Consider the following 25805-nt stretch of genomic DNA (forward strand, 5'->3'; position numbering starts at 1 on the left):
CGCCTCACGCCCCTGAAACGGTTACTCTTCCGAATCTGGATCAGGCTAGGGCGTATAGGGTTAATGGATAGTTTATTGGCGTGTAAATATGTATTGGATACTTATTTCGTATATCGGATACGGATCTTTTTATTCAGTATAGGAAATTAATACTGATAAAGAATTTAAATAAGGCCAAATAATTTTGCGGCTCCGTGATGTTATGCAAAGATAGTAGAAAGCGGAAGGTGTTAAATTGTTTGCGTGCTGTAACAATTATGGCGTGTATATTCGTCAAACTCTGGCCGTGAACATTGATTTATATTCGCCATATGAGCGAAAATTCCATCTAAAGATATTTTTAAACAATTCAGGATTGCAGAAGGCGCGCGAAAGTTGATTATTGTGCTGTCCGAACCGGCGCCTGCGCATTGCAGATATCGACCGCGCCGGCGGGCCTCACGAAAAACGCGCCGGAGCGATTGGCGCGGGCCTTTATCCACGCGGCAAAGGCCGGGCTGTCGCTGTCCATTACCTGAAAGGATGGGCGTTCGGCTGGCGGCAGGTCAGCGGCCATTTTCGCGGAAACGATCTTTATGCGCTGGCTGTCATCCTTGTAAAAGCCCAGCTCTTCCGTGCCGCGCGGCCGGTCGGTCAGGAACTCCATACCATTGATCACGCGTCCGACCACGGCCAGATTGCGGTCGAGATGGCGCGGGGCGTGACCGATCGCGGTATAAAGCTGTGTGCCGGAGCCGGTATCGGGCGCTACATCACGCGCCACGCCGATCATGCCATAGCAATGGATCAGCCAGGCGGTGTGACCATCGCTCGCCACCGGCCAGGACTTCACATGGCCAGCCTGTTCGGCATAGGCGTCACGATATGGCAATGCCTTGAAACCCGATGGCAGGGCAAATTCATATTCCGCCGGCGGGGTGGGGTTTATTCCCTTTGCCTCGGTCTTGTCCTCGTCAGGCCGGCCCCATTGCACGACATAGGCGTCCTGAACGCGCAGGATCGAGGCGCCGTCGAAATAGCCGGAGCGCACAAGCTGGCGGATATTGGCGACATGGACCGGTGCGAAATCCGGCGCCAGTTGGTAGGTGACCTGATGACCGTCGGCCAGGGTCATCACCACCAGGTCATCCGGCGATACAGTCATCCAGGCGCTGGCCGGGGCGGCGTCGAGCACTTCCTGCGGCGATGCCTGGGTAGCGCCGCCCTGCTGGGTAATGGGCGCGGCCCCGATCAGGAACAGGGCGGCGGTGCCGGTCAGGAGCAGGCGCTTGAACATTGATATCTCCAGAAGGTTTCACTGGAGACTACGCCGTCGCAGGTCGGTTGCAAGCATAAAAACTGACGGTTTTCTTCGTATTTTGGCTCAAATTGATGACTGCAATCATTGTTGATCCGGGTTGGCGGACAAGGATATTGCGGTCCTGTAATGAACATGAAAAGCAGGAGAGGTATTTAAGAGGTTGTCTGTTGAGTAAGCATCGTTTTGTTGTTTTGGATGCCGTTCGCGGCGTATGTGCGCTGGCCGTCATGGCGTTTCATTTTACCGGTCATACCGATTTTCCGAACGCCGTTGTCGCTGTCGATCTGTTTTTCATGCTGAGCGGCTTTGTTATTTGCGCCTCGTACGGTCAGCGAGTCGAACGGGGTGAGATTACCTTTAGCCAACTCATCATGAAACGCCTCATACGTCTGTATCCTATGTTCCTGCTCGGCCTGGCTCTGGGCAGCCTGACGCTGATCGTCATGCGCGCCAATGGTTATACGACGATCAGCAATTTTGAAATTTTGGGCGCCGCCGTTTTCAATTCGCTGTTCATGCCTTTGATCAACACCATATCGATCCACAATTTCGGCAATCTCCAACCAGCCATCGGCTCAATAGCGCCGGCAAACGGTGCACTATGGTCATTGTTTTTCGAGGCATTCATCAGTTTGTGCATGATGGCTTTCATAAATCGCAGGCCCAGGGAACTGGCCATGATTTGTGTTCTGGCCTTGGTGTTCTGGTTCATTCTGGGTCTCGCGCTTAATATTTCTGCGCATAGCCGTACGCTCCAGATAATGGGGGGATATACGTCCGGAAATGTGATGCTGGGCTATCCAAGGGTCATATTCGGCTTCTCAGTCGGAGTCCTTATTTATAAACTGACGGAAGGGACAACGCCGGCCGGTCTTGCCCTGCTGAAAATGAGGGCAAGCCTCGGCCTGTTTGCCAAAAGTCCGGTCATGCTGATAATCCTGACTATAGCTGCGCTGTGCATCACCTATGATCTGCGTGGAATGGTATATCTGGCTTCGCTGATTGTCCTTTGCCCGCTTATTCTTTTGCTCGGATCCGGAATGACCGCGCCTGGGCGCATTGTGGCGGGCATATCAAATGCCTTGGGCTGGTTGTCCTATCCACTCTATTGTCTGCATATTCCAGTTGGTAATCTGATTTCGGTCTGGCTCCACGGAATAAGGGCAGACGCGCCTCTGGCCTTCCAATTGGACTTTCCGCTGGTGGCCTCGGCCGCGAGCATTTTACTGGCTGTGATAGCCGGGTTGGCCATCGATGAGCCTGTCCGAAAATGGCTCACGCGGCGGTTTGATAATGGAGGTGCCGTCGTCAGAAAAACCTCTGGCCGTACTGAACCGGGTAAAACCACATCTTAACCACGTCTGTTCACCGCGTTTTCGCATCCGCAGCGTAGGATGGAGGCTCAATCGATGGAGTTTCCCTTGCTGCCCCAAATGTCGCGCGCCGCCAAAATGACCCTGCTTGTCCGCACCTGCCTGGCGGTCCTTACCGTGACCATTGCCATTCTGGTCTTCGGGCCGTTTGGCGGTCTGGAACAGAAGGTCGGCTTCACCGACAAGGAAGCGCATGTGCTGGCTTTTTATGCCCTGACGGGCTTAAGCCTGCTGGCCCTGCCGAAAATCCGCAAATGGGACGTGGCCCTGATCTGCCTGGCCATCGGCGGCCTGATCGAGGTGGTGCAGGCCATGGTGGGCCGCGATGGCAATGTACCAGACTGGCTGGCGGATGCGTTCGGCATATCCCTGGTCATGGCGCCGCTGGTCATGCAGTCGATGCGCCGGTCGATGCAGGGCAGCCGCCCGTCGCGCCGCCGCACAGATCGTGTGGGCGCGAATGCCGATGCGGTCAGCAAGTTGCCTCTCTGAATTTTCCATAGTTATAAAAATGGCGCCGGTAGCTGAGTTCCGGCGCCATTTCATTTCGTCCGGTGTCAGGCCCTATTCGACATAGTTGCTGTCGATGGAGGCATAGACGATGCCTGGCTTTTCGATCTGTGCCAGTTCGACCGCGCCGGTCGCATCGACTTTTGCCTTGCCGTCAACGGCGTAGGCAACATTGTTCGAAACGTAGTTGTAAGTGAAATAGGTGCTGACCACGCCGTCATTGACCTTGCAGCCTTCGACCTTGATCAGGCGCTTGCTCTGGGCGGGGGCGCTGTCACGGACCTTGTCAGCGGCCGCATCGGCGATGGGCTTGCCGACGGCTTCTTCCTGGGCGGTGGTGCAGCTATGCGACGAGGGGTTAGTGAAGCTGCCTTCGGCAAAGCTCGGGGCAGCGGAAACGGAAGCGACCAGCAGGGCGGCGCCGGCGAGGAGGGAGACGGATTTCATCATGGGACACACTCACAAAGTTTAGGGTTGCGGTTTATAGCGCGTCACGGCCTAAAAGAGGGGAGGGAGTGGCTGTGACAAACCGAGGCTGCACCACATTGACAGCGCTGTCATTAACAAATATCGCGCTGCAACATTTTGTGATCGTATACGATTATTCAGTCAAATGTACGATCAGCGAATTGTGACCAAAACCGTATGGGTTTTAATTCGGCGGGAACAGGTACAGTAATCGGTAGGTGGGTTTCCCGGCCAATATATTCGTGAAGGTTGGTCCCGTAATAAATAATATCGGATTGATAGACGGAGAATACGGGATTGTCGGCCTCGGCGGGATCAGACGGCAGATAGCGGTGACCGCACAGAGGGATAAGCTTAGGCGCAGCATCAACAATTTCATTAAGCGCACTGGCACGTAATTTCGCCGTCACAGGACGGTTTCCCCAATCAGGCAACCACAGGCTATTGTTTTCAACATCAAACAATAGCCCTTCGTAAGGCCAACGCAACATTGTTCTGATTGCCTCATTATCCGATCGCCAATCGTAATGCAGAAGTGGATGGCGCTCACTCAGAAAGGCCATCAGGTCCGGCGGAAACACCAAACCGTACATATCCTGCGCCCGATCCAGTTCTTTCGGTGTATAAGCCTCAAACCATTCGATCTTCATATGCCCCCGCCCTATTTTTGCTTTCGGCCTAAGCCCGCTCGCTTTTCAGTGGCCGTGACAACAGGGCCTCGATGGCGCGGGACACGTCCATCTCGCCGGTCAGGACGGCATTGACCGCCTCGCAGATCGGCAGTTCGACCTTGTGTTTGCGGCCGAGATCAACCACGGCCGGCGCCGATTGCACACCTTCCGCCACTGACACCTTGCCTTCGAGGAACTGGGCCAGGGTCTGCCCCTGACCAAGCGCCAGGCCGACGCTCATATTGCGTGATTGCGGCGAGCTACATGTGAGCACCAGATCGCCCAGCCCGCACAGGCCGGACATGGTCTCGAAGCGCGCGCCTAGCGCAATCGCCATGCGCGACATCTCGGCGAAGCCACGCGTGATCAGGGCGGCGTGGGCATTGCGCCCCAGCCCCTTGCCCTCGGCGATGCCGCAGGCGATGGCGATGACGTTCTTGATCGCGCCACCAGCCTCGGCGCCGATCAGGTCGGTCGATTGATAGGGCCGGAAGGTGGGGCCGGCCAGGGTGGCGGCGATGCGCGCGCCCAGCGCCTCATCCTCGCAGGCGATGGTGACGGCCGACGGCAGTCCCATGGCCACTTCCCTGGCGAAGTTGGGACCGGCCAGCACGCCGGGACTGGCTTCGGGCAGAACATCTTCCAGCACCTCGGTCATCAGGGCGTCCGTGCCGCGCTCGACGCCCTTGGCGCACAACACCACCGGTAGGCCGTCTCTGACATAAGGCTTGAAGGCGGACAGTGTGGCGCGCATGAACTGCGCCGGCGGCACGGCCAGGATCAGGTCGCACGCCGCCAGGTCGGCGAAGTCGCTGGTGGCGGTGATATCGGCCGAAAGCCTGACCCCGCCGAGATAGAGGCTGTTTTCGTGCTGGCCATTGATCGAGGCCACCACCTCCGGTTCGCGGGCGTGGAGGATGACGGTATTGCCGCCGAGCGTCGAAACCTGCGCCAGCGCCGTGCCCCAGGCGCCCGCGCCGATGACGCCTACCTTGTTGAAAGTCTGAACCGTCACGCCTTGGCTCCCTTGCGGCCGGAATATTTATGGATCGGCGCATGGGCGGCGCTCGTCTCATCGAGCGGCCAGCGCGGCCGCGCGATGGTGCTCATGCCCGTCTCTGTGTCGGGGAGCGCACCCTTGCCCAGCTTTTCATAATGTTCAAGCCCCGCCAGGGCGATCATGGCGGCATTATCGGTGCAGTATTTCAGCGGCGGGGCTTTCAGCACGAAGCCATTTTTCTCCGCCGTGGCGGTCAGAGCCGCGCGCAGCGCCAGATTGGCCGCCACGCCGCCGGCCACCACAAAGGCCGGATCGGTTACGGTGGTTTGTTCTCTGAAAAGCTTCATGGCGCGGTCGGAGCGTTCGACCAGTTGCCGGGCAATCGCCGCCTGCACACCGGCGCAGAGGTCGGCCCGATCCTGCTCTGTCTTCACTTCGGCATGGGCGATCAGGGCGGCGGCGGTCTTCAGGCCCGAAAAGGAAAAGTCGCAGTCCTTGCGGCCCAGCAGGGCGCGCGGCAGGGTAAAGCGGCTGGCGTCGCCGGTTTTGGCGCAGGCTTCCAGCGCCGGACCGCCGGGATAGCCCAGTCCCAGCACCTTGGCGATCTTGTCGAAAGCCTCGCCCGCCGCGTCATCGATGGTGGTGCCGAGACGCTCATAATCGCCGACGCCCTTCACGCTCAGAAGCTGGCAATGGCCGCCGGAAATCAGCAACAACAGGAAGGGAAACTGGACATCTTCGGTCAGGCGGGCGGAAAGGGCGTGGCCTTCCAGATGGTTGATACCGATCAGCGGCAGGTCGCGCGCCAGGGCAAAGCCCTTGGCGAACGAAAGCCCCACCATCACACCGCCGATCAGACCGGGGCCGGAGGTGGCCGCCACCAGATCAAGCCCCGGATCGCCGGCTTCCGCCAGCGCCTGCCGCGCCAGATCGTCAATGGTCTCGACATGGCTGCGCGCGGCGATTTCCGGCACCACGCCGCCGAACGCCTTGTGCTGCATCACCTGGCTGTGGATGACCGATGACAGTACATGCGTGCCCGCATCATCGCGGCGCACCACCGCCACGGCGGTTTCGTCGCAACTCGATTCGATACCCAGAACGGTCAGGCTTGAGGACATAACAACCCTTGCAAGATACCCCACCACCCCGCCCTTCGGGCGCGGTCCCCCTCCCCATCAAAGATGGGGAGGTACAGGAAAAACTATACCTCCCCGGCTATGCCGGGGAGGGGGACCGCACGACGCGCGAAGCGCTAGATGCGGTGGTGGGGCTTCTTACTACAAAGAACATAAGAAAGATGGCTCTTAACACCCTGCCATATAGTCGCACGTCAAGTCTTTTGCATTGATCCTGCATGACAAAGTGCTAGTGAAGGGCCATGAGCAAGCTGAAAATCGGTACGCGTGGATCGAAACTGGCCCTGACGCAATGCGGCTGGGTGCAGCGGCAGATCGTGGCCTTGATGGGTTTTGATCCGGCCCAGGCCGACGACATTGCCCCCTTGACCATCATCACCACCCAGGGTGACCGTATCCAGGACCGCCGCCTGATCGAGGCCGGTGGCAAGCAGTTGTTCACCAAGGAAATCGAGGACGCCCTGCTGCGCGGCGATATCGATGTCGCCGTTCATTCGCTGAAGGATATGCCGGCGGCCGATATTCCCGGCCTCAGCCTTTGCGCCATACCGGTGCGCGAAGACCCGCGCGACGCCTTTATCAGCCTGAAGTATGAACGTGTGGAAGACATGCCCGCCGGTGCGCGGCTCGGCACGGCCAGTTTGCGGCGTCAGGCGCAGATGCTCAGCCTGCGCCCGGATCTCGAAATCGTCATGATACGCGGCAATGTCGATACGCGCCTGTCGAAACTGGCCGCCGGCGATTGTGACGCCATGCTGCTGGCGGCGGCGGGCCTCAACCGCATGGGGCTGAGCGCGCATATCCGCTCCTATATTGATGCCGATATCCACGCCTCCGCCCCCGGCCAGGGCGCGCTGGCCGTGCAATGCCGCTCCGATGATCTCGGCGCCGAATGGATGCGCAAGCTGCATCACGAACCGACCTTCCTCGCAGTCCAGGCCGAGCGCGGCGCGCTCGAAGCGCTCGAAGCCTCCTGCCGCACGGCGGTGGGCGCCTATGCGACCATCGACGGCGATACCCTGTCGCTGTTTGTCGAGGCGCTCAGCGCCGATGGCAAGACCCGCTGGCAGCGGCGCGAAACCCTGATCCATCCGAATGCCCTGAGCGCCCGCAATCTGGGCCTGCGGCTGGGCGTTGAAATCAAGGTCGAGGCGGGGCCTGATCTTATTCAGATCGGCGGCTAGGATGACAAATCGCGCGCCTCTCGTCTGGGTTACGCGCACCACCGAAGGCGCCCGCCGGACCGCCCGCGCGGTCGAAGCCTTGGGCTATCACACCCTCGTCGCGCCGGTGCTGAAGATTCAGGCGCTAAAGCCGATCATTGATCCACACAGTTTTGACGGGGTGATTTTCACCAGCCGCAATGGGCTGAATGCCTTCTCTAGCTTGTGTGGCCGCCGCGCGCTGACGGCCTGGTGCGTCGGTGACGCCACCGCCCGGGCGGCAGGCGAGAAAGGTTTTCAGCCGGTGATCAGCGCCGGCGCTGATAGCAAGGCGCTCGTCGCGCTAATTCGCCAGACCGCCGATCGGCACAGCCGCCTTTTCTATGCTGCGCCGGCCGAACCGGCGGCGGCACTCTGTCAGGTTCTGTGCGCCGATGGTTTTCAGGTCAGTGAAGCGGCAGTTTACGAAACGCAAAGTGTGGTGCCGCGCCTGAACCCTGCCGATCTGCCGCGCATCCGCCATATCCTTGTGCAATCGCCAAAGGCCGGCCGCGCCATCGCCGAGGCGCTGATCGCCTGGCATGATAAACTTTGCTTCCCCAATCTCCGCTTTATCTGTATTTCTGAAGCGGCATGGCAAGGCGTGGAAGCCGGTTTGCGCCAAAGCGCCGCGCCGGAAATCAGAAAGGCCGTGGCGGCGGGACTGGATCGGCGCATTGCCGAGACGCCCGATGAGGCCGCCATGCTGAGACTGTTAGAGACGGACGGATGATATGAGCGACCCGCTAAATACCAGCGACATCAATGCCGAGGGCCAGGCCATAGAGACTCAAGATTGGGCCGATCCGAAAACCACAAATATCGCGCGCCTGATGGCCTTCTTCATCCTGCCGTCGGTGTTTGTCCTGATCGCCATTTTCGCCGTTTTCTGGGGGCTGACCCATCAGAAGAAACCGGCCGTCGCCACCGCGGCACCGGTGCCCGCTGTCAGCGCCCCGGCCGTGGCCACCGACAAGGATGCCCAGATCGCGCAACTGCAAGCCCAGCTTCTGGCCCTGCAGAGCCAGTTTCATCCCGTTGAAGGCGCTCCTGCGGCTCCCGCGCAGCCCTATTATGCTCCAGACCCCACGGCTTTGGCGCAACTCTCCGCCCGTGTCGACCGCGTCGAGGCCGCCCAGCGCGAACTGGTCAAGGCCACGGCCGCCGCCTATGCCGCGCGCAGCCTGCAACTGGCGGCGCAGGATGAAAAGCCCTTCCTTTCGGAACTGGCCGTGGTCGAGCCGGCGCTGAATGATCCGGCTGTTGCCGCAGCCTTACGCCCCTATGCCGAAAAGGGCGTGCCAAGCGCGGTCGCCCTGGCCGTCACCTTTCCCTCTGTCGCCGCCCGCGCCAATATCGCCGCCCATGCCGATGACGGCAAGACCGGCCTCCTCGACAAGATCCGTCACGCACTCGGCGGCTTCATCTCAGTGCGGCGCATTGGCAATCCGGGCGGGCAAGGGGCAGAAGCCATACTCGAACGGGCTGAAATCCGGCTGAACAGCGGCGATCTCAAAGGCGCCGTCGCCTATCTCGATACGCTTTCTCCCGCGGCGCAAAAAGCCCTGTCGCCGTGGCTGGAGGAAGCCCGCGCCCGCGTACTGGTCGATGACACCACGCGACGCCTTTCGGAAACCGCACTCAATCGCCTGAGCCAGATGACCGGCAGCCCGTCCGCGCCGCTGATCAATGGGGGCGTCCTGTGACCCGGACCGTTCTCATCCTGCTGGGTATCATTGCCCTTGTGGCCCTGGCCATTGCCGGTATCGGCGATGCCGGGCAGGCGTCGCTCGTCTGGCTCGGCTATCGCATCGATACATCGGCGTCGGCAGCCATTATCATCGTCGGCATCATGGCCTTCTGCGCCGTCAGCTTCTGGAACGTCGCCCTGTGGCTGTCGCGCTCACCGCAGCGTGCCGAACGCGCCCGCGCCCGCGCGCGCCGCAAACAGGGGGATGAGACCCTCACACGCGGCTTCCTGGCCGTGGCCAATGGCGATGGCGCCGAGGCCCGGCGGCAGGCGGCCAAGGCGCTCGATGTCTGCGATAACGTCCCAGTCGTTCGCATCCTGACCGCCATGGCCGCCGAACAGTCCGGCGATGACGTGGCAACCCGGACGGCCTATTCCGCCATGCTGAACGTGCCCGAACTGAAACTGGCCGGCCTCAAGGGACTGATGCACCTGGCGAAAGGCCAGGGCGAAAAGACAGAAGCGGTCCGTTTGGCCACTGAAGCCTACAACCAGTCAAAACCCGCCATGTGGGCCTTTGAGACCCTGTTCGAGGCCCGTCTCGAAGCCGGTGAGTGGGCCGAAGCGCTCGACCTGATCGATGGCGCCCTGAACCGCAAGCTGATCTCGCCGATCTTCTCCGAGCGCGCCAAGGCATCGCTGATGGCCGCCTCGGCTGCGCGGCTGGAAACCTCTGACGACGCCCAGATGCGCGACCAGGCGCTCGATTACGCGCAGCGCGCGGCCAAGCTGCAACCGGCCTTCACGCCGGCGGCGATCATCGCCGCGCGCCTGCTGAACAAGGCGAAAAAAGTGGGCCGCGCCGAGGATGTGCTGGAAGCGGCCTGGGGCGCCCAGCCGCATCCGGCCATCTGGCTGACCTACCGCGATCTCGTTTCCAGCGAGACGCCGAAGGAGCGCGCGCGCCGCCTTCAGGGTCTGATCGACCGCAACAAGAACCACCGCGAAAGCCGGATGCTGCAACTGGAACGCGCCTTGCTGGCCGGATCGAAACCCGACATCACCGCCGCCATGGCGGCCCTGGCCGATGACGCCACGGAAGACAAGCTGACCAAGCGGGTGAGCGGGCTGATGTCGCGCGGGGCTCAAGGTCTGGGCGACCTTGAGGCCGCCCGCACCTGGGTGGCGCAGGCGGCCCTGGCCAGTGGCGAACCGGAATGGTCGGATATCGATGCTGAAGGCAATGCGTTTGCCTATAGCGCCTCGGACTGGAGCGATCTGATCCTGACCTTTGCCCGCAACGCTGCCCTGGCCCATCCGCGCTATGAACGGGGGGAAAAGGGCCTGCCGGAAGTGCCGGACCTGTCGTCGCGCTACGTGCCGTCCATGCCGTTCATCAAGGCGGCGCGCAAAACGACCGGCGGCAAGATCAATCCGATTCCACAGCCGGACGATCCGGGCGATTACGATACGGCGATTACCGGCCAGAATCTGGATGTGATTGCGGTGCCCCAGGTCAAGACGGCCCGTCCGCGCCGCACATCGCCGCGCACAAAGAAATAGCGTTTAGGCTCTTGGCAAGCCGCCAAGACCTGTGTAATGAACGCGCCTGCTCGCGCGCCACGCGCCGCGACGCTGTTTCCGGGCCGCTTTAGCTCAGCCGGTAGAGCACCTCATTCGTAATTAGCGGGTCTAATTACTTTTGACGTGTAAAACCAATGAGTTATTTGCGACAACGCCGAATTAGTAGGGCATTAGTAGGGCCTTGCTTTAATTGGGCCGCTTTAGCTCAGCCGGTAGAGCACATCATTCGTAATGATGGGGTCAGGTGTTCGAGTCACCTAAGCGGCACCACTTTCTTTTGAAAATCAACACACTAACCACCTTGTCTTGGCCGCTTTGCGCCCCAATCCGGACATGCGGGTGACCATCTCATAGCCAACCCAAAATCGGACAAAGTTGGCATCATAGTGCCTTAGTGCTTCAATGCCGAACCGGCTGCGAGCACTAGGCTCAGGGAGGCGGCGGCACGCAACCTTATTTTGCGACAAATGTTCACTATTTGTTCCCATGTGGATCAAATGTGTGTAAAATCGGTGTTGTTAACAGGGTGATTCGTTTTTGTGGGGAAGTTTGTGCACAAGGCCGCCACCAGTTGCACAACAAGAACCATCCATCCAAAGGTGAAAGGCTGCGCACGCCCGCAAAAATAAGGCGGCATTAACCAAATCGTGAGTCAGATCGTATCATGAATATTATGGCAGACAAATTCGCCCGCGCACCGATTGCGAGTTTGCGTAGCAACCTCGAATTTGTCTGCTGGTCACGGATGCAAGCCGAAGCCGGACAGGCTTTGGAGGAGATAGTAAGGCGCAAAGAGCTTGAACGCCAGTCTGGAAATGGCGTTTTCTTTTGGGGAGTAGGCAACCCTCCCGCCAAAATCACTTCCGCATTAGCCAAGGTGCACCATCCTGTCGCAGTAGTTTTTTCGATTATGAAATCAAAGCCAAAGGCGGGGGACGTTTCGCCAAGCCGGATAGTAATGTGGCAGACTTATATTGATCGAGATGGCTTGAAGCGCGAAATGCCCGACCACGTTTTGGTGACAAGCCGAGGCGATACCACTAAAGGCGCCAAGCGTAGCCACTATGCCCTAATCTGCTATTCGGCGGCTCCGCTTGCTATTGAGCGAGGCTGCCCCTTCGACCCTGGGGCCTATCGGAATACGGGCGAAATGGGAAAGCCGATCGGGGCATCGCAGGTCACAGCTTTACTCCAGCCTATCCGCGAAGAAAGCCGTTCTTCTTCCTATGAAGTTAATTTGCGGGCGACATTGCATGATAGCTATTGGGTCAGGCTCGAAGATCCGGTTGACGTCAACGCCGCGGCCATGACGAAAGCGCTGAAATCGACCGATCGAATTGATTGGCTAGATTCCGTAAGAAAAATGAAGGCCGTCGCGGGCCAAGTTCCCGCGAGTGTACGGTTTCCAAAATCTCTCCAACTTGATCTTATGTAGAAAGCGGTCTAATTTTACAACTTTCGAGTTCATCATGAGCAAAATATATTGAATGCCGACACCAAAAATCTGGTTAGTGAATTGCGTAATGCCGGCTTTACTATGGAGGCAATTGATGCGGCGTGGCCAAGTTGGTGGACTGACGATGCAGAGTCCTCACCATCCGCGCGAACTGAACTGCGGTTTGCGCTAGCTCGTAAGCTTGGCCTTTCCCCCAAGCCACTGCTTGGAGAAAGAGTTGAATTTGTTTGGAACGATGAAGCTCGTTTCAAACACCTGACGGCACAAGATAAACTTCAGCAGTCTGTGCTGTCATCGTTCGGCGTATCAATCGGCCGTATATTAGTCCGATCGCTTGAAAAATCATCCCACAGCTCGATCACCGCCGGTGCCCTTCGGCAAGCCATCCTTTCAAGTTCCGACTACGTCGATTTGAAAAGCTTAATTTCGTTTTGCTGGTCAATCGGTATTCCCATCATTCATCTTCGCGTTTTCCCCCTCGCGGCGAAGAACATGCACGCCATGGTCGTTTCGACCGAGGGCCAATATGCTATTCTCTTAGGCAAGGACGATAAGTACCCAGCTCCCTTAGCGTTTACGCTGGCCCACGAGATCGGTCATATCCTTTTAGGACATTTGGCAAACACGCCCGCATTGGTTGACATGGCTGACCCTGGAGAAGGGGATGCAGACGATAACCAGGAAGTCCAAGCCAATGAATTTGCCCTCGAGCTACTTACAGGATCGCCTAAACCCAATATTCAGACCGAAATAGAATTCTTTTCGGCGAGGGCGCTTGCAGAATCGGTCATAAATGCTGGCCCACATTACAAAATTGAGCCTGGCACATTAGCTCTCTGCGCTGGCTATGTAACTAAACGCTGGCCAGCCGCGATCGGAGCTCTGCGGCACATTTATGGACAACCCACTCCCCTATGGGAATCAATAAATAACTTCGCCGCTCAACAAATTGAATGGGATAGAATATCGATTGAATCGGCTGAATATTTAAGCAACATCATGAATGTAGCAAATGGCTAGTGAAATTTTACTCGACAACGATATCATTATAAAGTCTTCACAGTTCTCCATAACTGATGAATTGGTGAAATCCCTTAATAATTACGGCTCACCTCATATATTATCCGTATCGGCCTTTGTAATTTTGAAGCAGGTTACGGCTAAGAAAAAGCTAAGTAACCCGGGTCAAATATCAAAAAACTGCACGACTTTATTAGGGCATCTTAATAGGATTGAGCCTACCGAAAAAGAAATAAGTTTGGCTGCGGATTTGGAAGACCAAGCGCGCACAATGCTACTGGAATTAGACGTCGGCGAAAGCCAGCTGCTTGCAATTTTGATGAATAGAGGCTCACGCCTTATGGTAACGGGTGATAAAAGAGCGATTATTGGCATAGAACAATTCATAAAAGGAAAATTCGAGTTTAAACATAAGATAGCTTGCTTTGAACAATTACTTTTGGAAATAATAGGCATGCATGATTTCGACACACTTCGTGCTAAAATCTGCACAGAAGCGGTGGCCGACAAAGCTATATCCATTTGCTTTTCCTGTCTATCGGGCGAATCTCAAAAAGACAGCGCCCTCTCAGGGCTTTCTAGTTACATAAACAGTGTCCGAAATACCTCCCCTGAAAGCTTAATTATTTCGAATGATCTTTCAGCCTTGTCCTCTTAGATAAACTGCGTATGGCGGTTTGAGCTCCGCTACTAGATTGATCTTGACTTCCGAACGCGGCACCTCATTCGAAAGTTGAGGCGCGTCCAGCACCTCCAGACACGCTTTGTCTACTCGGCCTTTAATGTAATTGCTGCCCAGCCGGCCTGTACTGGGACCAACCGGCACCCGCGTCTGATCCAAGTAAAAGCTAAAATCTTCTGCATGAAGCTTATCGATTACCAATGCGTATCGAGAACCAAGGACATTAATTGGCGCCGGGATGTCGGTCCATTTTACGCCGTCTGCTGAAAACTCACTCGCTCGGAGCGGTTCAGCATAATGATTGGATTCCATCTCCTGCATGCATAAAAAAATTGGCTCATCTTTTTTTGCAATGCTCTCAGCGAATGGCTGAACCATTTTGAGTGGATGGCAGGTATTTCCGCCATATCCCCACATAGCAAAGCCAGCATCATCAATTTCTTTCGATTTTCTCTTGATGATATCGGCCAAGCTTTCCTGCGCATGGACTCCTACTTTCATGTAGAGGAGGCCTGCCCCAGGTTTGAAGATTTTAGCCATTATTTTCCTCCAGAAATTCTAATTCGTACTCGTCGTCATGCGCCATACCATAATCGAGTCGCTTCTTTTCACGCACATAACGAACGCGTGGCTCTTTGGATCTCCCATAAAAATTTTGGAGGCGAATAGCGTCAGTTATTGCTTCGCTAGGCATTTCACTAGGAATGATGCCCGGCACTGACTTAAAGTACATATTGCAAGACTTGAGGTCTGGCGCATCATCCAAATGATACAAGTGCAGCTTAGGCTGAAATTTTGAAACGAAAAATCCGCTCTCCAACGCAAAAAGTTGAACCCTCGCAAGTACTTGCTGAGGCCAAACCAATTCGTTGTCGTCAGCGATAACAACCATGCCCTCGCCCTGCCAGCCGATTGCTTCCATACCTCGTTGAGCGAAGACATTAACGCTCGCGCCACCATTGGAGGCGCCCCAGGGCGGATTAGTATAGAAGCAGTCGTATTTTTGGCTGGATGGGAATGCATCAAGGACATTATAAAGCTTAGCATCCAGATTTTCGATCCTCTCGCGGTCCGCAAACCTCATCACGGCTTGGACAACACGTTCGTCAAAGTCGAAAACGGTTATTCTGCTTGGGCCAAAGTCCAAAACATTTCGGGCCTTAAGATAAGCAACGCAAACGCTGATCGCGTCTCCATCACCTATGAATGCTAAGCGTTTTCCGTCAGCCCAATCAGCGACGGCTTCACTTTGCAAGACCATGTCACCTGTTTTCATGTGAATTTGGTCAAATTGCCTAAGCGGTCGAGGGCGATTTTGAATCACGTCCGATACCGCATTAATCGCCTCTTTTAAGTCGATCTTTCCTCGCATGCCCCCTCCGTTCAAACGGCTTATTGTAGTCTTGCTGCTAACTCCTGGGTTAAGTCATCGATGGGTTTATTAGAGTCGAAAAAGTAAACAGGTGTGCCTATAGATATCCCGTAAGAAACAGCTACAGAACCCTGTAAATATGTATGAAGCCGAGCCTCTTCAAGAGTAACAGCTGGTCGTCCTGCCGCATTTGCGGCAATCCGGGATATCGCAATGTCGGGTGGCGTGAACAATACCCATATTTCATCCGGTAAGAGTGCTTGAATTTGCTCCGCCGCGAATGCGGTTACACGGTAACCATAGTGCTCTTTAGTTACAGGATGGCTATCAATTATTACGTGTCCAATTGACCGTTTTTGCGCCACCCACTTTAACAGCTGTGTGTCGAGAGCCAAGATGTGTTCTGCAGTTGCAACCCTTGAGGATTTGCTGCGAAGGTCGTCCTGGCTACCGATATCTGAACCCAGGTTGCTGAGATATTCTGTGAGACGAGCCCCATATTCCCAAACAGCCAGCCCTTCTTTTAAGGCAGAGAGCCTCTTTGTTACGCTGCTTTTCCCAGCTGCAGGCGCGCCAGTCAGATAGATCGTTTTCCAGCTCATACGCATCTCCGACTCGAATCATTATCACAGGTATTGTTTTCTGTCCAAGTAACTCGGGGTTGCTCAACAGCGGTTGCCGAATGTCCGCTTTGATAAGCTGCCGGACCATTCGAAATGTCCGCAAAGGGCCGATATTGTTGAAAAAGTCTGATTTAGAGTAATTTTGAAGAAAAAGTTGGCCATAGAGATCGATGGGAAAATCTGACGCGAGTGGAGCCGCGAATTTGTCCATCGGCACTCAGCGGCGTCCCTGGCTCGATTTAATGGAGGTTTTGCGTCGGAATAATGATCGGCGTTCAGCTAGCGAAATTTAAGAGACCGTGCGACTGAGGACTTTTTCAACAATATCGGCCAAGTCCGGTCGTCAGATGTCAATTTTCTGGGGTAATCTGGCCGAAAGTTCCTGAAATAATGCTTCCGGCGTAACGCCTATTGCTCGTGCAATAGCATAAAATTCGAGAACGTCGATCCGCCGTTGTGAGGACTCTACCAGCGAAATGAATTTTTGGGTTTTACCGAGGCGTTGGCCTAATTCAGTCTGAGTAAGACCTGCCTTCTTTCTCGTTTCGATCAGAAGGTCGATCAATGTCTTATGATGTCCTGTAAAAACTGTTTTGGGCATCACGGGGCCTGATCAGTAAATGATACAAGCGCTCCAATTAAACCGAAGGATGAACTACCCGAATTTTCGGTAGTCAAATTTTCTGTATTTTTGTTGCCTTTGCGCGAAATCCTGTTGTAGTGAGCATGGAGAATGGGGATATCAATTGCCGCGTATCCAGGGTTCCAAAGCTTACTATATAAAGTTAGGCCCTGGTGGGGCGTGGGAAACCACGTGCCTGAACGAAGGAACATTACGCCTCGGCCATAACGAAATCCCACACGAGCTTGCCCAGACTAAAGATCGGGAAGCTATCCGCCAGCGCTTCATTGATTTGGGCGTATCGTCCGCTAAAGCCAGCGACAAGACGCGCGAATTGCTGACCTTCTATGCTGGCGACGAGTCAGTGATTTGGATTACGTTTTCGCGCGGTTTGCTTTGGTGGTGCCATGCCATGGCCGAGGTCAAGCCGACACCAGACGGAGACGACCGTGGCGCGCGCTGGAAGCGATGTGTAACGCCCTGGTCGAGCTTTAGCGTTGGTGGCGCCCTTTTACACATAAGCGCCCTCAGCGGTCGCCTGACACGCACAGCGGGCTATCGCCAGAATATATGCAATATCGCCGATACGGACTATCTGCTGGCACGCCTCAATGACGAACCGCAGCCTGATATCGCAAAGGCTGTTGAGGCACGGGACAACCTATCGACCGCACTCGTCCGTCTTATCGCAAAACTCTCATGGCAAGATTTCGAACTCTTTGTCGATTTGATCTTCACCAGCAGCGGGTGGCGGCGTACCGGTGCCCTGGGTGGGACGCAAAAGACTGTCGATATCGAACTCGAACTGCCCTCCACTAACGAGCGAGCGTTTGTGCAAGTCAAATCTGCGACGAATCAATCTGAGTTTGATCAATATCTGTCGGCGTTCGGATCACGGCCAGAGACACGCATGTTCTACGCCTACCACACTTTGGATAAGGGCTGTGCTTTGAATTGCGCTGAAAAGGGTGTGGCGATCTTGGGGCCAGAACGCTTATCAAAAATGGCATTGAATGCAGGTTTAACAGACTGGCTCATTCAAAAGGCATCCTAGTCATTTCGTCGCGGAATAAATGGTAATATATAACCATATTTGTAAATTTCTGGAGGGGTTGAAATGAGAAATATGCTAGAAGCACTGGCGATCAGTGGGCTCGTCATGTCGTTTGCAAATAACGCAACAGCTAGAGAAGTCCCGCTTACACAACATGTGGTAGGAGCCGCTCCAACCTGGGACCAAGCGATTTCCACTGGGGAACGCGCAATCAAGGATCGGATGGTTGATCCGGATTCTACGAAGATCGAGTGGCCATATCAATTTTCTGCAGTTTCTAGGAAGGCGCCCTTCGGCAAAACGCGCTACGGTTATTTTACCTGTGGTACAGTCAATAGCAAAAATCGAATGGGCGGCTACTCAGGCAAGCAGTGGTTTCTGATAATGTTGAAGGACGGCGCCGTCACGGACCTAGAAATCGATTCACCCGGCGATGGTCAATGGACGGCTTATGAGTGCCTTGCTGACGTAAAAGCAGGCAATTTAGTGCCGATCACCATCAATGCTAGCTCGCACCCGGCTCCAGCAACTAGCCTTATAACAAAGCCGGTCATGGGCATTGATTTTGCGGCCGTGCCCGAAGGCGCTTATATTGGTAAGGTGACACCTAAAGGAGCCGCCGATCAAGCAGGGCTCAAACCGGGAATGGTCATCGCCGAAGTCAATGGCATCTCATTGAAGGGTATGACGCTTGCTGGCATCCAAAGCATCTTCACCGCTATCGAGGGCGAAATGAACCTTATGGTGGTCGGCGTGGGCGAGGTGCGTATGCACAAAGCCATTCCGTCTGGTTAGAACCGTCGGTAACGGTCGTAACCCCTATAACGGTAAAAGCGATTAAAAGCCCTAAGGCCCACCCGCTTTAGTACCCATATAGGGTAGTAAAGGGGTGGGTTATAACCGTTACCGACGTAGTCACATGGGCGAATTGGGGCGCGATGTAAGCCGCCAATATCCCTTCATTTTCCTTCCAGCTTCGGTGGTGATGGTTGTAGGACCGTTCCAACCGAGAGCTTTCATGACCTTTGAAAGGCGTCGATAATGATGTTTCTGAAGCTGAGCACCTGAAATCTTCAGGACGTTTTCAAGCAGGTAAACACTTGACATAAGTTCACGCCCATTAAAGACATCGGGCTCGGTGCTCAACACGACGTCTTCCCAAGGGTCGGGTTCCAACCGTTGCCCCTGCTCAGAAGCAGCCACGTCCCATAAGTCAATTGGGAGCAAGATGCTTTCCCCATTAGCCTCACGAAAAGCCGCCTCTGCCCAAAGCTGATTTCGGGTAACAGAAAGCAGTTCGGTGTCTATATCCCCGGTTCGCACGGGCCAGAACCTTCGATTGCCAGTTTCATCCTTGAGATACTGATCATCATTCGTCGTGCCGATAAGAATCACTCGACGAGGACGAACTTCAGCAAATCGACCATACGCTGCACGGCCCCGATCAATCGAGCGAGAAGCAAACGCCTTCACCTTATTGACATCGGCATGACGCATACCTGCCAATTCCCCAAGTTCATAAAGCCATACCCCTTCCAGCGCCTCCATCTGCGCCCGAGGTTCTAAGGCTAGCAAATCTTGATCGCTGAAATATTCTTCTCCTGCGAGAATTTTGATTGCCGAAGACTTTCCGGAACCTTGAGGCCCTTCAAGAACCAAGATGGTATCAAACTTTACGCCAGGGCTTCGGACGCGGCGTACAGCGGCAATCAGTACGATGCGACCAACAGCCCGGATGTACTGGCTATCTTCTGCACCAGCGAGATCAACCAGCCAGCGGTCAATGCGCTCAATCCCGTCCCAAACTAGCGAATTGAGATAGTCAAGCAAAGGGTCATACGCATTTTCATTGCATAATTGATAGACAGCATCACGCGTCATTTCCGAGCCGGGATCAAACCCGAAGTGCTTATTAATCAAATCTCTAACAAGGAGGCACACCTTGTCAGTCATTTCACCGTGGTGAGACTGAAGCGCTTCCCCCTCAACGTACATACGGTTTTTGAAAACATTGTACGAACATCGAATACGAAGACGAATTATCCCTACTTGCGTATTTTGGAACGTTCTTTTGGGGATGCCGTGACTTTCACCGTCCGGCCAATCATTACTGACTGCACGCAATGATTTTTGCGTCTGACGTAGCGCCTCAGCATGTGGATTGCGCTTTTCTAAGATGGATTCGGAAATACCATAGTCGCTATTGAGCAGGATGCCTGCGACTTCCTCGACGCTATAGCCGGCTCGATGCAGGGCGCATGTGACCGCGAATACCGTTTCACTTCTGCTTCGGTATCGAGGTTTAGCTGAATTACGAGGGTTTTCAGGATCGTCTCCTTTACGAATAAGCTGATCAATTCGAGAGGCGAGCCCTGGGCGAATTTCAGCGGGCCGTAGATTCGAGTTGGCAACGGACACTGCATTCGTTTTCTCGACAACATGCCTGGGACTAATTTCTAAAACTTCGCCGAATTCAGAAATGTCATATGCACGTGACATGTCAGTATATTCTCTGACAATGCGCGACAGCGTGCGCTTTCGCCCTTTTGAAGCCTTAACCTTGGTAGGAATATTTATGGTCCCCGGAAGGCGTAAAATACGGCTTACGTCTGTGGCCGCTCGGTCACCATCAAGCCGCTCCACTAACCAGCGGTTACGGTTCTCTACACCAGCAATGTCAGTAGTTTCCTGCTTAAGTCTCCAATAAACATTATACCCACCGCCTGAGAGAACGACGACGGTAGGAGGCAGTGGAAAATTCTTAATACGTTCCAAGCCTTCCGGATCATCGATGTCGACGTGTAAATACCTTACACTGGCGACGTCTTCTTTCTTAGCTTTTCGGTTTCGAATGCCGGGCTTCAATATGTTGACGTGCAGGTACATATTTTCACGTCCCTGCCTCTGGTCAATAAACTGACGCATCGCAAGTAAGTCTGTCGGTGCAAAACTACGCGCGGTTATAGAGCCATCAGGGACTATGGTGACAAAATGGGCGATGTCGTTAGGATGAAGCAGGGAGGCAAACTCCAAAGCTTCATTCGTATTCCCCTTGAATTCTGTATCGGTCATCAGGCCACCCCGCCTTCAGGGGAAACGCGATGCGCCTGTATCCAAGCGTCCAATGCGTCTGGTTCATACCGGACCGCCCGTCCGTATTTGACATATGGTGGCCCAGACCCTTCCCAGCGCTTACGCTGCAACCAGGCGGGCGAAATGCCCATGATTTTAGCCACCTGCATTTCGTGCAGAAGAGGCTTGCGGTGATTGATTTCCTTCATTGAAAACTCCTTCAGATTGAGGGAGTTTCAAAATTGTTCAGAACGGTCGTGAATTGTTGGGGAGAAAATCAGCCAATTTCCCCAACATTTCATTCTTCGTCTGGGAGCGAGACAGGAACAGCCGCCTGCCTTAATTCAAGCAAAATCCGAATTAAAATTTGGTTCTCAATGCTTTCTCTCAAGTAGTCATGTTGTGAAATACGATATTTGAGCGTATTTGGCATATCAGGAAGTATTTCATTAAGTTTTTTGGCTTTATTTATCACATCTTTCCCATTGTATTTATGGCGAAGATGTTCTTTTTTTGAATACAGATTGTTTTTGTCTACACTGTAATAGAATTTATTAGCTGCTAATTCGGACAACTTATTTACAGAAATCGTTTTTTTCTTTTTGGCTTTATATTGCAGGGCTTGATCTGCCATCCAAAGCAAGACCTGTTCCTCTTTTTCTTTATCAGGTCCATTGTCGCCGGCTCTTCGAGGTAGCGGGGCATCTGACAATTCCCTTCCAGTAATAGCTTGGATCGCCGTTTTTAAACGTGTGCCCCGCTGCGCCCCATCGTCCGAAGGGTGCGCATCAATCAACGACAAAACCAACCGTTCTAACAAAGTCGGGCCAAAGCTTATTCCTTTGAGTGGGTCGAATTCGTCATCGGTCGTTGGTCTGCTCTCCTCAGCATCTGCGGAAACGCCCATACCAGCGTCCTGTTCCATTTGCGCTCTGAGATCATCCGGGAATGCTCGCCCGTCCTCGATTTTATTACCGCCCACCCACCAACTCCAAAATCTGCTGCGCCACTTTTTCGACCGGCTTACGCAACCGCTCGACGTCCATAATAATGTAACCGCCAGTCACATCACCGTCGCTGCGGTGATTGAGCAAGCGCTTCAAGGCATAATGCGGTACATCCATGCTTTCCGCTACAGTCACGAAGGTCCGCCGAAGATCATGCAGCGTAAAGGCAATGCCGCACCTTTCCTTGACTCGATTATAGAACCGCTTCGTCTCAACCAAATGCCCGGTTACGCCGTCACCGGGGAATACCCATTCCTCATCTGGCATCTGATCACGGCGGGATAGCAACAACTCATAAAGATATGTCGACAACGGCAATTGCAGCGGATCGCCATTTTTGGTCCTCGGAACTGTCAATATGCGGCCGTCAAGGTCGATGCAGTCCCATCTTAAGCGGGCGATTTCAGAGCGGCGCATACCGGTCAAAAGCGCAACGATAAGAAAGTCGCGCACACTATCATCTTCCTCGTGGACGGCTTGCCACCAGTCGGGCAGGCCATGTACGGGGATAACGCTCCGGCGGCGACGCTCCTTATTCCAGGCGCGCGCCTGGGTCAGGATGGACACGGGGTTGGGCGGAATGTCGTCATATGCCGCTGCCGTGAAATTATAGACCGATCTTAAATGCCGCATGACAGTATTGGCGGTGTAAGCGCCGTTCTTGTCACTGAGCCACTTATGCCGGTCCAATACCATCCGCCGGCTGATTTCGATAATCGGTTTGTCGGCCCAATCCTTTAGATAGACCCTGACGGTTCGCTCATAGTTGAACTGGCTGGATTTCGCCAAAGGGCGCCGATTGAAAAATTCATCGAACGCGCCTTTGACTGTCAGATCAGCGCCAGTAATTTCCTCGCTTCGCGGATCATTACCATTGGCCATTTCACTGAGAATTTCCATGGCCCGCTTGCGCGCCACTTCAGGCGTTGTGGTTCCATATTTGCCTATGGTGACGCGGATGGTACGCCTCTTCACCTGAGCTTCGGCGTAAAACACTTTGGTTTTGGTCCCGACCCGGAGGCCGAACCCGATTAAATCGGAATCCCGGTACAGGATTTGCCCCGAGGCGGGGCTTTCGATGGCATCGATTGAACGTTTTGTGAGACGAATTGCTGGCATGGTGCACCTCCAAGCCAATTCCAAATATATCCATTTTGGAAAAAACATAGAGAATTCAGCACGCTAAAAGTGCATTCAAATGTGTTCAAAGATATTCCGGTAAAGTGGAGACCATCAACAGGTGGTAAAATGATCGATAGAGCGAAAGCTCACGCCCAAGCAATGTGAAGGCCCGGCTAACGGCGATCCGAAATCGTTGTGGCCGGTCGATTAGGGGAGGGGAGAGTTACGGCCACATTCTGCTGGTTCCTGCCAATGCGATAGGGCGCGCAAGCGGCCACGGCCTGAAGAGCTAGGGCTTCCGATTGCAGGGTCTGCTCCGTGATTCGCTCATTGGGGTCGCGTTCGATCTCGGGTGGCGTGGCCAGTTCTCCCCGCTCGTCGAAACTCAGCTTCAAGCGGGTCGGCAAGGTGTAAGCGTTCGCCAAACGGCTCCAGCACGGGGCGATGGCGTTCCACAGCTCATGAGCAGCTTGGTCCTGGTTATTTGTTGCGGCCGCAACTCCTTCAACGGCGCTCGTCTTATGGGCCATGGCAGCCCTGGCGTAATCCATGGCTGGCTGACGCTTCAGATAGAGGACCGTGCCCATCACAATGATAGCAAAGACGAGCAGGAATTTAACTTGCCACGACATCGAAAGCGCACTCTCTCTTCGCAGGTAAAGACATCATCATTAAGGGCCGCATCGGGCCATTCCAAAATCGTCTGCTGATCCTCATCGTACGACCGCAGCCATTTGACCTGACTTGCCTGTCGGACTGGCTGGCATTTGTCCCGGTGTCGGGAACTGCACCACGACATTCTGCTGACCTTGCGCCATCGGGTAGGCGCCGCATTCAGACAAGGCCTGGAGCGCCTGCGCCTCGGACTTCAGACTCTGATCGGTGATTTTCGCATCCGGATCCCGTTCGATTTCAGGTGGCAAAGCCAGCCCACCATTGGCATCGAAGCTGATCTTCAGTGTCGCCGGCAGGGTCGCGCCATCGGCGATGCGGTTCCAGCAGGGGGCTATAGCATTCCACAGATCGAGATTGGCTTGACCGTTTTGGCCGAAGGCGCCGGCCGTGGCTTCGGCAGTGCTGTCCTTGAGGTCGTTGCTGTCTGACTGTAGCGCTTGCCTGACGGGCGCTTCCGGCTTTTCGGCCCGGGACACTTGCTGATCCGCTGGGGTGGCCTCGTCCTGGGTTTCGGAGATATCGGTAGGTTCCGGTGTCGCCACAGACGGTTCAGCCGTCGCCGTTTGTCCCGCTTCCTCGGATGCTTTGGGAGGCGTCAGCTCAGACAGGTCGACGAGCGTTACAGCCGTGCCGGCGCCATTGACCGTGCCAAGGCCGGTTACGGTTCCCATACTGGCGCTAAGCCCCGTGTTGGAAGGGAGGAGCAAAAGCACCAGGCCAAGATGCAGCAATGCTGAGCCCGTTATAGCGATCGCTCGGCGTTGATAGGGAGATGAGCTGTCCAACCGGGACATGATCGGGAAGAGGGCGGCACCGGTCCACCGCCGCAGACGGCGGCCCAAAACCGAGGGAAAAGAATTGAACACCAACAAGGCCGGCACAGTCATATCGATACGCTCCGAAGCCCTGGCTGGCGGATCACGGGCCTAGTTGGTTGTAGCCGTTTCTTCCGTCGGTGCGGTATCCGTTACGGCGTAGGTTGCAATCTGATTGTCAGTGGTCGAGACCGTCGCACTGTCCGCCTGAAGCGCACTCGACTGCTGCGCCGTAAGCATCGTCTCAGCAGTCAGGGAACTGCTCAGCGTCGATCCGGTCACTGTGCAGGTGCCCGTCGCCTGGCGTTTGACCTGCGTCCGGTTACCGGCGGAATCGTAGGCGTAACAGATTTGCTTACTATCGGGATAGGTGACCTTGATGACCCGGCCGAGGGCATCATACTGATAGGTTGTATTGCCGGCAGAGGCCGACGTCCCCCAAAGCATTCCGGCGCACAAAACGGCCGAAATGGCTACCCTGGTGGAGACGGCAATCGCTTTATCCACAACGTTTTTAGGTGAACCTGTCATTTACCATCCCCCAGCATTGGCTGTTGGGGAGGATGCAACTAAAGAGGCGTGAAATTCAAGACATATATTTTCAAAGTGAGCAGAAATTTCGCTTGTCAGGCGGTATTATTTCATAGCACCTTCAGCGGTGGGATGTGGCACTGGAGGGGGCGGATGCGTAAATTGCATCGTGTCAAACGTGGCGTGGCTGTCGTCGGCATTGCGGGGATTTGCGGGGCGGTTTTGACGCCATTGGCAGCCCTTGCCGACAACTCTCCTTATACCGCTCCGGACAAGGTGGCCATTGACCCGAATGGCGTCGACCTGCTGGGGCTCCACCTGATGAAGCCGCAGACCTTCCTGACCATCGGCGACCCGAATGCGGGCGGTCTTGTCGTCGACTATCAAGGTCCACAGTCGCATAGCTATGCCGGCGCGATTGTATACTGGGGTAAAAAGGCAGGCACCAGCAGTCCCGGCTATGTCACGTTGAATCAGTTGAGGGTAAAAATCGGAGGCTCCACCGATACCTTCTATATGCAACCGTCCAATGCCAGTTGCGCGACGGCGTGTCCCAATGAAAATGGCCCCGGCAACTCGATCGCCAAATCTGGCTCGAACTGGATATATACCTCCAAGGACGGAGCGATCTACACATTCGATGCACTCGATACGCCGGCTTATAGCTCGACACGGGTCGAGCAATTCATTGGCAAGCTTCAAAGCATCCTTCGGCCAGACGGCACCCTTATAACCATCAACTACGACATCAACCCGACCTGCCCGATTGCCGGCACCTGCTACCGTATCAAAAGCGTTATCAGCAACCGGGGCTACG

General features: G+C 55.0%; 28 protein-coding genes and 1 tRNA gene. 13 read left to right on the top strand and 16 right to left on the bottom strand.

Annotated features, from left to right (window positions below; translation table 11 throughout):
• Positions 1–379: 379 nt before the first annotated feature.
• A complete protein-coding gene (locus tag BLO49_RS13730) occupies positions 380–1276 on the bottom strand; it encodes a peptidylprolyl isomerase (protein ID WP_090649674.1) in 897 nt (298 codons plus the stop codon).
• A gap of 191 nt (positions 1277–1467) precedes the next feature.
• Here BLO49_RS13730 and BLO49_RS13735 point away from each other — a divergent pair, with 191 nt between their 5' ends.
• A complete protein-coding gene (locus BLO49_RS13735; protein WP_170828341.1) occupies positions 1468–2655 on the top strand; it encodes an acyltransferase family protein in 1188 nt (395 codons plus the stop codon).
• A 66-nt stretch (positions 2656–2721) separates the two neighbouring features.
• Complete coding sequence (locus tag BLO49_RS13740) at positions 2722–3165, top strand: VanZ family protein (protein WP_245679040.1); 444 nt, start codon at positions 2722–2724, stop codon at positions 3163–3165.
• 72 nt (positions 3166–3237) lie between these two features.
• On the opposite strand, the gene BLO49_RS13745 is transcribed toward BLO49_RS13740, so the two are convergent.
• The 4 genes from BLO49_RS13745 to tsaD form a co-directional block, all read right to left on the bottom strand.
• Positions 3238–3633 (bottom strand): hypothetical protein, encoded by a 396-nt coding sequence (locus BLO49_RS13745; RefSeq protein ID WP_090649677.1) that lies wholly within the window; start codon positions 3631–3633, stop codon positions 3238–3240.
• A gap of 155 nt (positions 3634–3788) precedes the next feature.
• Positions 3789–4301: a hypothetical protein gene (locus tag BLO49_RS13750; RefSeq protein ID WP_090649678.1), complete on the bottom strand. Its 513-nt coding sequence runs from the start codon at positions 4299–4301 to the stop codon at positions 3789–3791.
• 28 nt (positions 4302–4329) lie between these two features.
• Positions 4330–5337, bottom strand: coding sequence for an NAD(P)H-dependent glycerol-3-phosphate dehydrogenase (locus BLO49_RS13755; protein WP_090649680.1), 1008 nt, complete (start codon positions 5335–5337; stop codon positions 4330–4332).
• Positions 5334–6443 carry a tRNA (adenosine(37)-N6)-threonylcarbamoyltransferase complex transferase subunit TsaD gene (tsaD, locus tag BLO49_RS13760; protein ID WP_090649681.1) on the bottom strand — a complete coding sequence of 370 codons (1110 nt, stop codon included), beginning with the start codon at positions 6441–6443 and terminating at the stop codon, positions 5334–5336. Before tsaD ends, BLO49_RS13755 begins: the two co-directional genes overlap by 4 nt.
• 260 nt (positions 6444–6703) lie before the next feature.
• Here tsaD and hemC point away from each other — a divergent pair, with 260 nt between their 5' ends.
• The 8 genes from hemC (at position 6704) to BLO49_RS13800 (ending at position 14071) form a co-directional block, all read left to right on the top strand.
• A complete protein-coding gene (hemC, locus tag BLO49_RS13765) occupies positions 6704–7645 on the top strand; it encodes a hydroxymethylbilane synthase (RefSeq protein ID WP_090649683.1) in 942 nt (313 codons plus the stop codon).
• A gap of 1 nt (position 7646) precedes the next feature.
• Entirely contained in the window at positions 7647–8396 is a 750-nt protein-coding gene (locus BLO49_RS13770) for a uroporphyrinogen-III synthase (protein WP_090649685.1), read from the top strand.
• A 1-nt stretch (position 8397) separates the two neighbouring features.
• The gene (locus BLO49_RS13775) at positions 8398–9369 is read left to right on the top strand and encodes a COG4223 family protein (protein WP_090649686.1); all 972 of its coding nucleotides are present in this window, start codon (positions 8398–8400) and stop codon (positions 9367–9369) included.
• Complete coding sequence (locus BLO49_RS13780) at positions 9366–10916, top strand: heme biosynthesis protein HemY (protein ID WP_090649688.1); 1551 nt, start codon at positions 9366–9368, stop codon at positions 10914–10916. Before BLO49_RS13775 ends, BLO49_RS13780 begins: the two co-directional genes overlap by 4 nt.
• A gap of 215 nt (positions 10917–11131) precedes the next feature.
• Positions 11132–11207 (top strand) — tRNA-Thr (locus BLO49_RS13785).
• A 394-nt stretch (positions 11208–11601) separates the two neighbouring features.
• Positions 11602–12372 carry a hypothetical protein gene (locus BLO49_RS13790; protein ID WP_090649689.1) on the top strand — a complete coding sequence of 257 codons (771 nt, stop codon included), beginning with the start codon at positions 11602–11604 and terminating at the stop codon, positions 12370–12372.
• Positions 12373–12420: 48 nt separating this feature from the next.
• On the top strand, positions 12421–13413 hold the full coding sequence (locus tag BLO49_RS13795) for an ImmA/IrrE family metallo-endopeptidase (protein ID WP_220083747.1): 993 nt from the start codon (positions 12421–12423) through the stop codon (positions 13411–13413).
• Positions 13406–14071 carry a hypothetical protein gene (locus BLO49_RS13800; protein ID WP_090649691.1) on the top strand — a complete coding sequence of 222 codons (666 nt, stop codon included), beginning with the start codon at positions 13406–13408 and terminating at the stop codon, positions 14069–14071. The genes BLO49_RS13795 and BLO49_RS13800 overlap by 8 nt, the downstream gene beginning before the upstream one ends.
• Here the strand turns inward: BLO49_RS13800 and BLO49_RS13805 are convergent.
• The 4 genes from BLO49_RS13805 to BLO49_RS13820 form a co-directional block, all read right to left on the bottom strand.
• The gene (locus BLO49_RS13805; protein ID WP_090649692.1) at positions 14054–14635 is read right to left on the bottom strand and encodes a hypothetical protein; all 582 of its coding nucleotides are present in this window, start codon (positions 14633–14635) and stop codon (positions 14054–14056) included. The genes BLO49_RS13800 and BLO49_RS13805 overlap by 18 nt on opposite strands.
• Positions 14628–15467, bottom strand: a complete 840-nt coding sequence (locus BLO49_RS13810; RefSeq protein ID WP_090649694.1) for a bis-aminopropyl spermidine synthase family protein — start codon at positions 15465–15467, stop codon at positions 14628–14630. The genes BLO49_RS13805 and BLO49_RS13810 overlap by 8 nt, the downstream gene beginning before the upstream one ends.
• 20 nt (positions 15468–15487) lie before the next feature.
• Positions 15488–16069, bottom strand: a complete 582-nt coding sequence (locus tag BLO49_RS13815) for an AAA family ATPase (protein ID WP_170828342.1) — start codon at positions 16067–16069, stop codon at positions 15488–15490.
• Between the two features lie 364 nt (positions 16070–16433).
• Entirely contained in the window at positions 16434–16691 is a 258-nt protein-coding gene (locus BLO49_RS13820; protein ID WP_090649697.1) for a helix-turn-helix domain-containing protein, read from the bottom strand.
• 145 nt (positions 16692–16836) lie between these two features.
• Between BLO49_RS13820 and BLO49_RS13825 the strand changes: the two genes are divergently transcribed.
• Positions 16837–17766 carry a restriction endonuclease gene (locus tag BLO49_RS13825; protein ID WP_090649698.1) on the top strand — a complete coding sequence of 310 codons (930 nt, stop codon included), beginning with the start codon at positions 16837–16839 and terminating at the stop codon, positions 17764–17766.
• Positions 17767–17829: 63 nt separating this feature from the next.
• Entirely contained in the window at positions 17830–18561 is a 732-nt protein-coding gene (locus BLO49_RS13830) for a PDZ domain-containing protein (RefSeq protein ID WP_090649700.1), read from the top strand.
• A 120-nt stretch (positions 18562–18681) separates the two neighbouring features.
• On the opposite strand, the gene BLO49_RS13835 is transcribed toward BLO49_RS13830, so the two are convergent.
• The 7 genes from BLO49_RS13835 to BLO49_RS13865 form a co-directional block, all read right to left on the bottom strand.
• The gene (locus tag BLO49_RS13835; protein ID WP_090649701.1) at positions 18682–20838 is read right to left on the bottom strand and encodes a VapE domain-containing protein; all 2157 of its coding nucleotides are present in this window, start codon (positions 20836–20838) and stop codon (positions 18682–18684) included.
• Positions 20838–21047: a helix-turn-helix transcriptional regulator gene (locus BLO49_RS13840; protein ID WP_090649703.1), complete on the bottom strand. Its 210-nt coding sequence runs from the start codon at positions 21045–21047 to the stop codon at positions 20838–20840. Before BLO49_RS13840 ends, BLO49_RS13835 begins: the two co-directional genes overlap by 1 nt.
• A gap of 89 nt (positions 21048–21136) precedes the next feature.
• Positions 21137–21820 carry a hypothetical protein gene (locus BLO49_RS13845; RefSeq protein WP_090649704.1) on the bottom strand — a complete coding sequence of 228 codons (684 nt, stop codon included), beginning with the start codon at positions 21818–21820 and terminating at the stop codon, positions 21137–21139.
• Positions 21810–22964 carry a tyrosine-type recombinase/integrase gene (locus BLO49_RS13850; protein WP_090649706.1) on the bottom strand — a complete coding sequence of 385 codons (1155 nt, stop codon included), beginning with the start codon at positions 22962–22964 and terminating at the stop codon, positions 21810–21812. The genes BLO49_RS13845 and BLO49_RS13850 overlap by 11 nt, the downstream gene beginning before the upstream one ends.
• Before the next feature lie 176 nt (positions 22965–23140).
• Positions 23141–23599, bottom strand: coding sequence for a hypothetical protein (locus BLO49_RS13855; protein WP_090649707.1), 459 nt, complete (start codon positions 23597–23599; stop codon positions 23141–23143).
• A gap of 81 nt (positions 23600–23680) precedes the next feature.
• A complete protein-coding gene (locus BLO49_RS13860; RefSeq protein ID WP_090649709.1) occupies positions 23681–24313 on the bottom strand; it encodes a superantigen-like protein SSL4 in 633 nt (210 codons plus the stop codon).
• A 255-nt stretch (positions 24314–24568) separates the two neighbouring features.
• Positions 24569–24904 carry an RHS repeat domain-containing protein gene (locus BLO49_RS13865; protein WP_090649710.1) on the bottom strand — a complete coding sequence of 112 codons (336 nt, stop codon included), beginning with the start codon at positions 24902–24904 and terminating at the stop codon, positions 24569–24571.
• A gap of 237 nt (positions 24905–25141) precedes the next feature.
• Between BLO49_RS13865 and BLO49_RS13870 the strand changes: the two genes are divergently transcribed.
• Positions 25142–25805 (top strand): hypothetical protein (locus BLO49_RS13870; protein WP_139159695.1); only part of this gene is annotated, 664 nt, incomplete at its 3' end.

The sequence above is a fragment of the Asticcacaulis taihuensis genome, assembly GCF_900100255.1.
Classification (GTDB): domain Bacteria; phylum Pseudomonadota; class Alphaproteobacteria; order Caulobacterales; family Caulobacteraceae; genus Asticcacaulis; species Asticcacaulis taihuensis.

What these genes read in the sequence shown, in the direction of transcription:
- BLO49_RS13750 (WP_090649678.1), bottom strand. Translation starts at nt 4,301, where the DNA reads ATGAAGATCGAATGGTTTGAGGCTTATACACCGAAAGAACTGGATCGG.
- BLO49_RS13770 (WP_090649685.1), top strand. Translation starts at nt 7,647, where the DNA reads ATGACAAATCGCGCGCCTCTCGTCTGGGTTACGCGCACCACCGAAGGC.
- BLO49_RS13855 (WP_090649707.1), bottom strand. Translation starts at nt 23,599, where the DNA reads ATGTCGTGGCAAGTTAAATTCCTGCTCGTCTTTGCTATCATTGTGATG.
- BLO49_RS13815 (WP_170828342.1), bottom strand. Translation starts at nt 16,069, where the DNA reads ATGAGCTGGAAAACGATCTATCTGACTGGCGCGCCTGCAGCTGGGAAA.
- BLO49_RS13775 (WP_090649686.1), top strand. Translation starts at nt 8,398, where the DNA reads ATGAGCGACCCGCTAAATACCAGCGACATCAATGCCGAGGGCCAGGCC.
- BLO49_RS13790 (WP_090649689.1), top strand. Translation starts at nt 11,602, where the DNA reads ATGAATATTATGGCAGACAAATTCGCCCGCGCACCGATTGCGAGTTTG.
- BLO49_RS13840 (WP_090649703.1), bottom strand. Translation starts at nt 21,047, where the DNA reads ATGAAGGAAATCAATCACCGCAAGCCTCTTCTGCACGAAATGCAGGTG.
- BLO49_RS13830 (WP_090649700.1), top strand. Translation starts at nt 17,830, where the DNA reads ATGAGAAATATGCTAGAAGCACTGGCGATCAGTGGGCTCGTCATGTCG.
- BLO49_RS13865 (WP_090649710.1), bottom strand. Translation starts at nt 24,904, where the DNA reads ATGCTTTGGGGGACGTCGGCCTCTGCCGGCAATACAACCTATCAGTAT.
- BLO49_RS13810 (WP_090649694.1), bottom strand. Translation starts at nt 15,467, where the DNA reads ATGCGAGGAAAGATCGACTTAAAAGAGGCGATTAATGCGGTATCGGAC.
- BLO49_RS13800 (WP_090649691.1), top strand. Translation starts at nt 13,406, where the DNA reads ATGGCTAGTGAAATTTTACTCGACAACGATATCATTATAAAGTCTTCA.
- BLO49_RS13850 (WP_090649706.1), bottom strand. Translation starts at nt 22,964, where the DNA reads ATGCCAGCAATTCGTCTCACAAAACGTTCAATCGATGCCATCGAAAGC.
- BLO49_RS13730 (WP_090649674.1), bottom strand. Translation starts at nt 1,276, where the DNA reads ATGTTCAAGCGCCTGCTCCTGACCGGCACCGCCGCCCTGTTCCTGATC.
- BLO49_RS13860 (WP_090649709.1), bottom strand. Translation starts at nt 24,313, where the DNA reads ATGGGAACCGTAACCGGCCTTGGCACGGTCAATGGCGCCGGCACGGCT.
- BLO49_RS13835 (WP_090649701.1), bottom strand. Translation starts at nt 20,838, where the DNA reads ATGACCGATACAGAATTCAAGGGGAATACGAATGAAGCTTTGGAGTTT.
- BLO49_RS13805 (WP_090649692.1), bottom strand. Translation starts at nt 14,635, where the DNA reads ATGGCTAAAATCTTCAAACCTGGGGCAGGCCTCCTCTACATGAAAGTA.
- BLO49_RS13745 (WP_090649677.1), bottom strand. Translation starts at nt 3,633, where the DNA reads ATGATGAAATCCGTCTCCCTCCTCGCCGGCGCCGCCCTGCTGGTCGCT.
- BLO49_RS13820 (WP_090649697.1), bottom strand. Translation starts at nt 16,691, where the DNA reads ATGCCCAAAACAGTTTTTACAGGACATCATAAGACATTGATCGACCTT.
- tsaD (WP_090649681.1), bottom strand. Translation starts at nt 6,443, where the DNA reads ATGTCCTCAAGCCTGACCGTTCTGGGTATCGAATCGAGTTGCGACGAA.
- hemC (WP_090649683.1), top strand. Translation starts at nt 6,704, where the DNA reads ATGAGCAAGCTGAAAATCGGTACGCGTGGATCGAAACTGGCCCTGACG.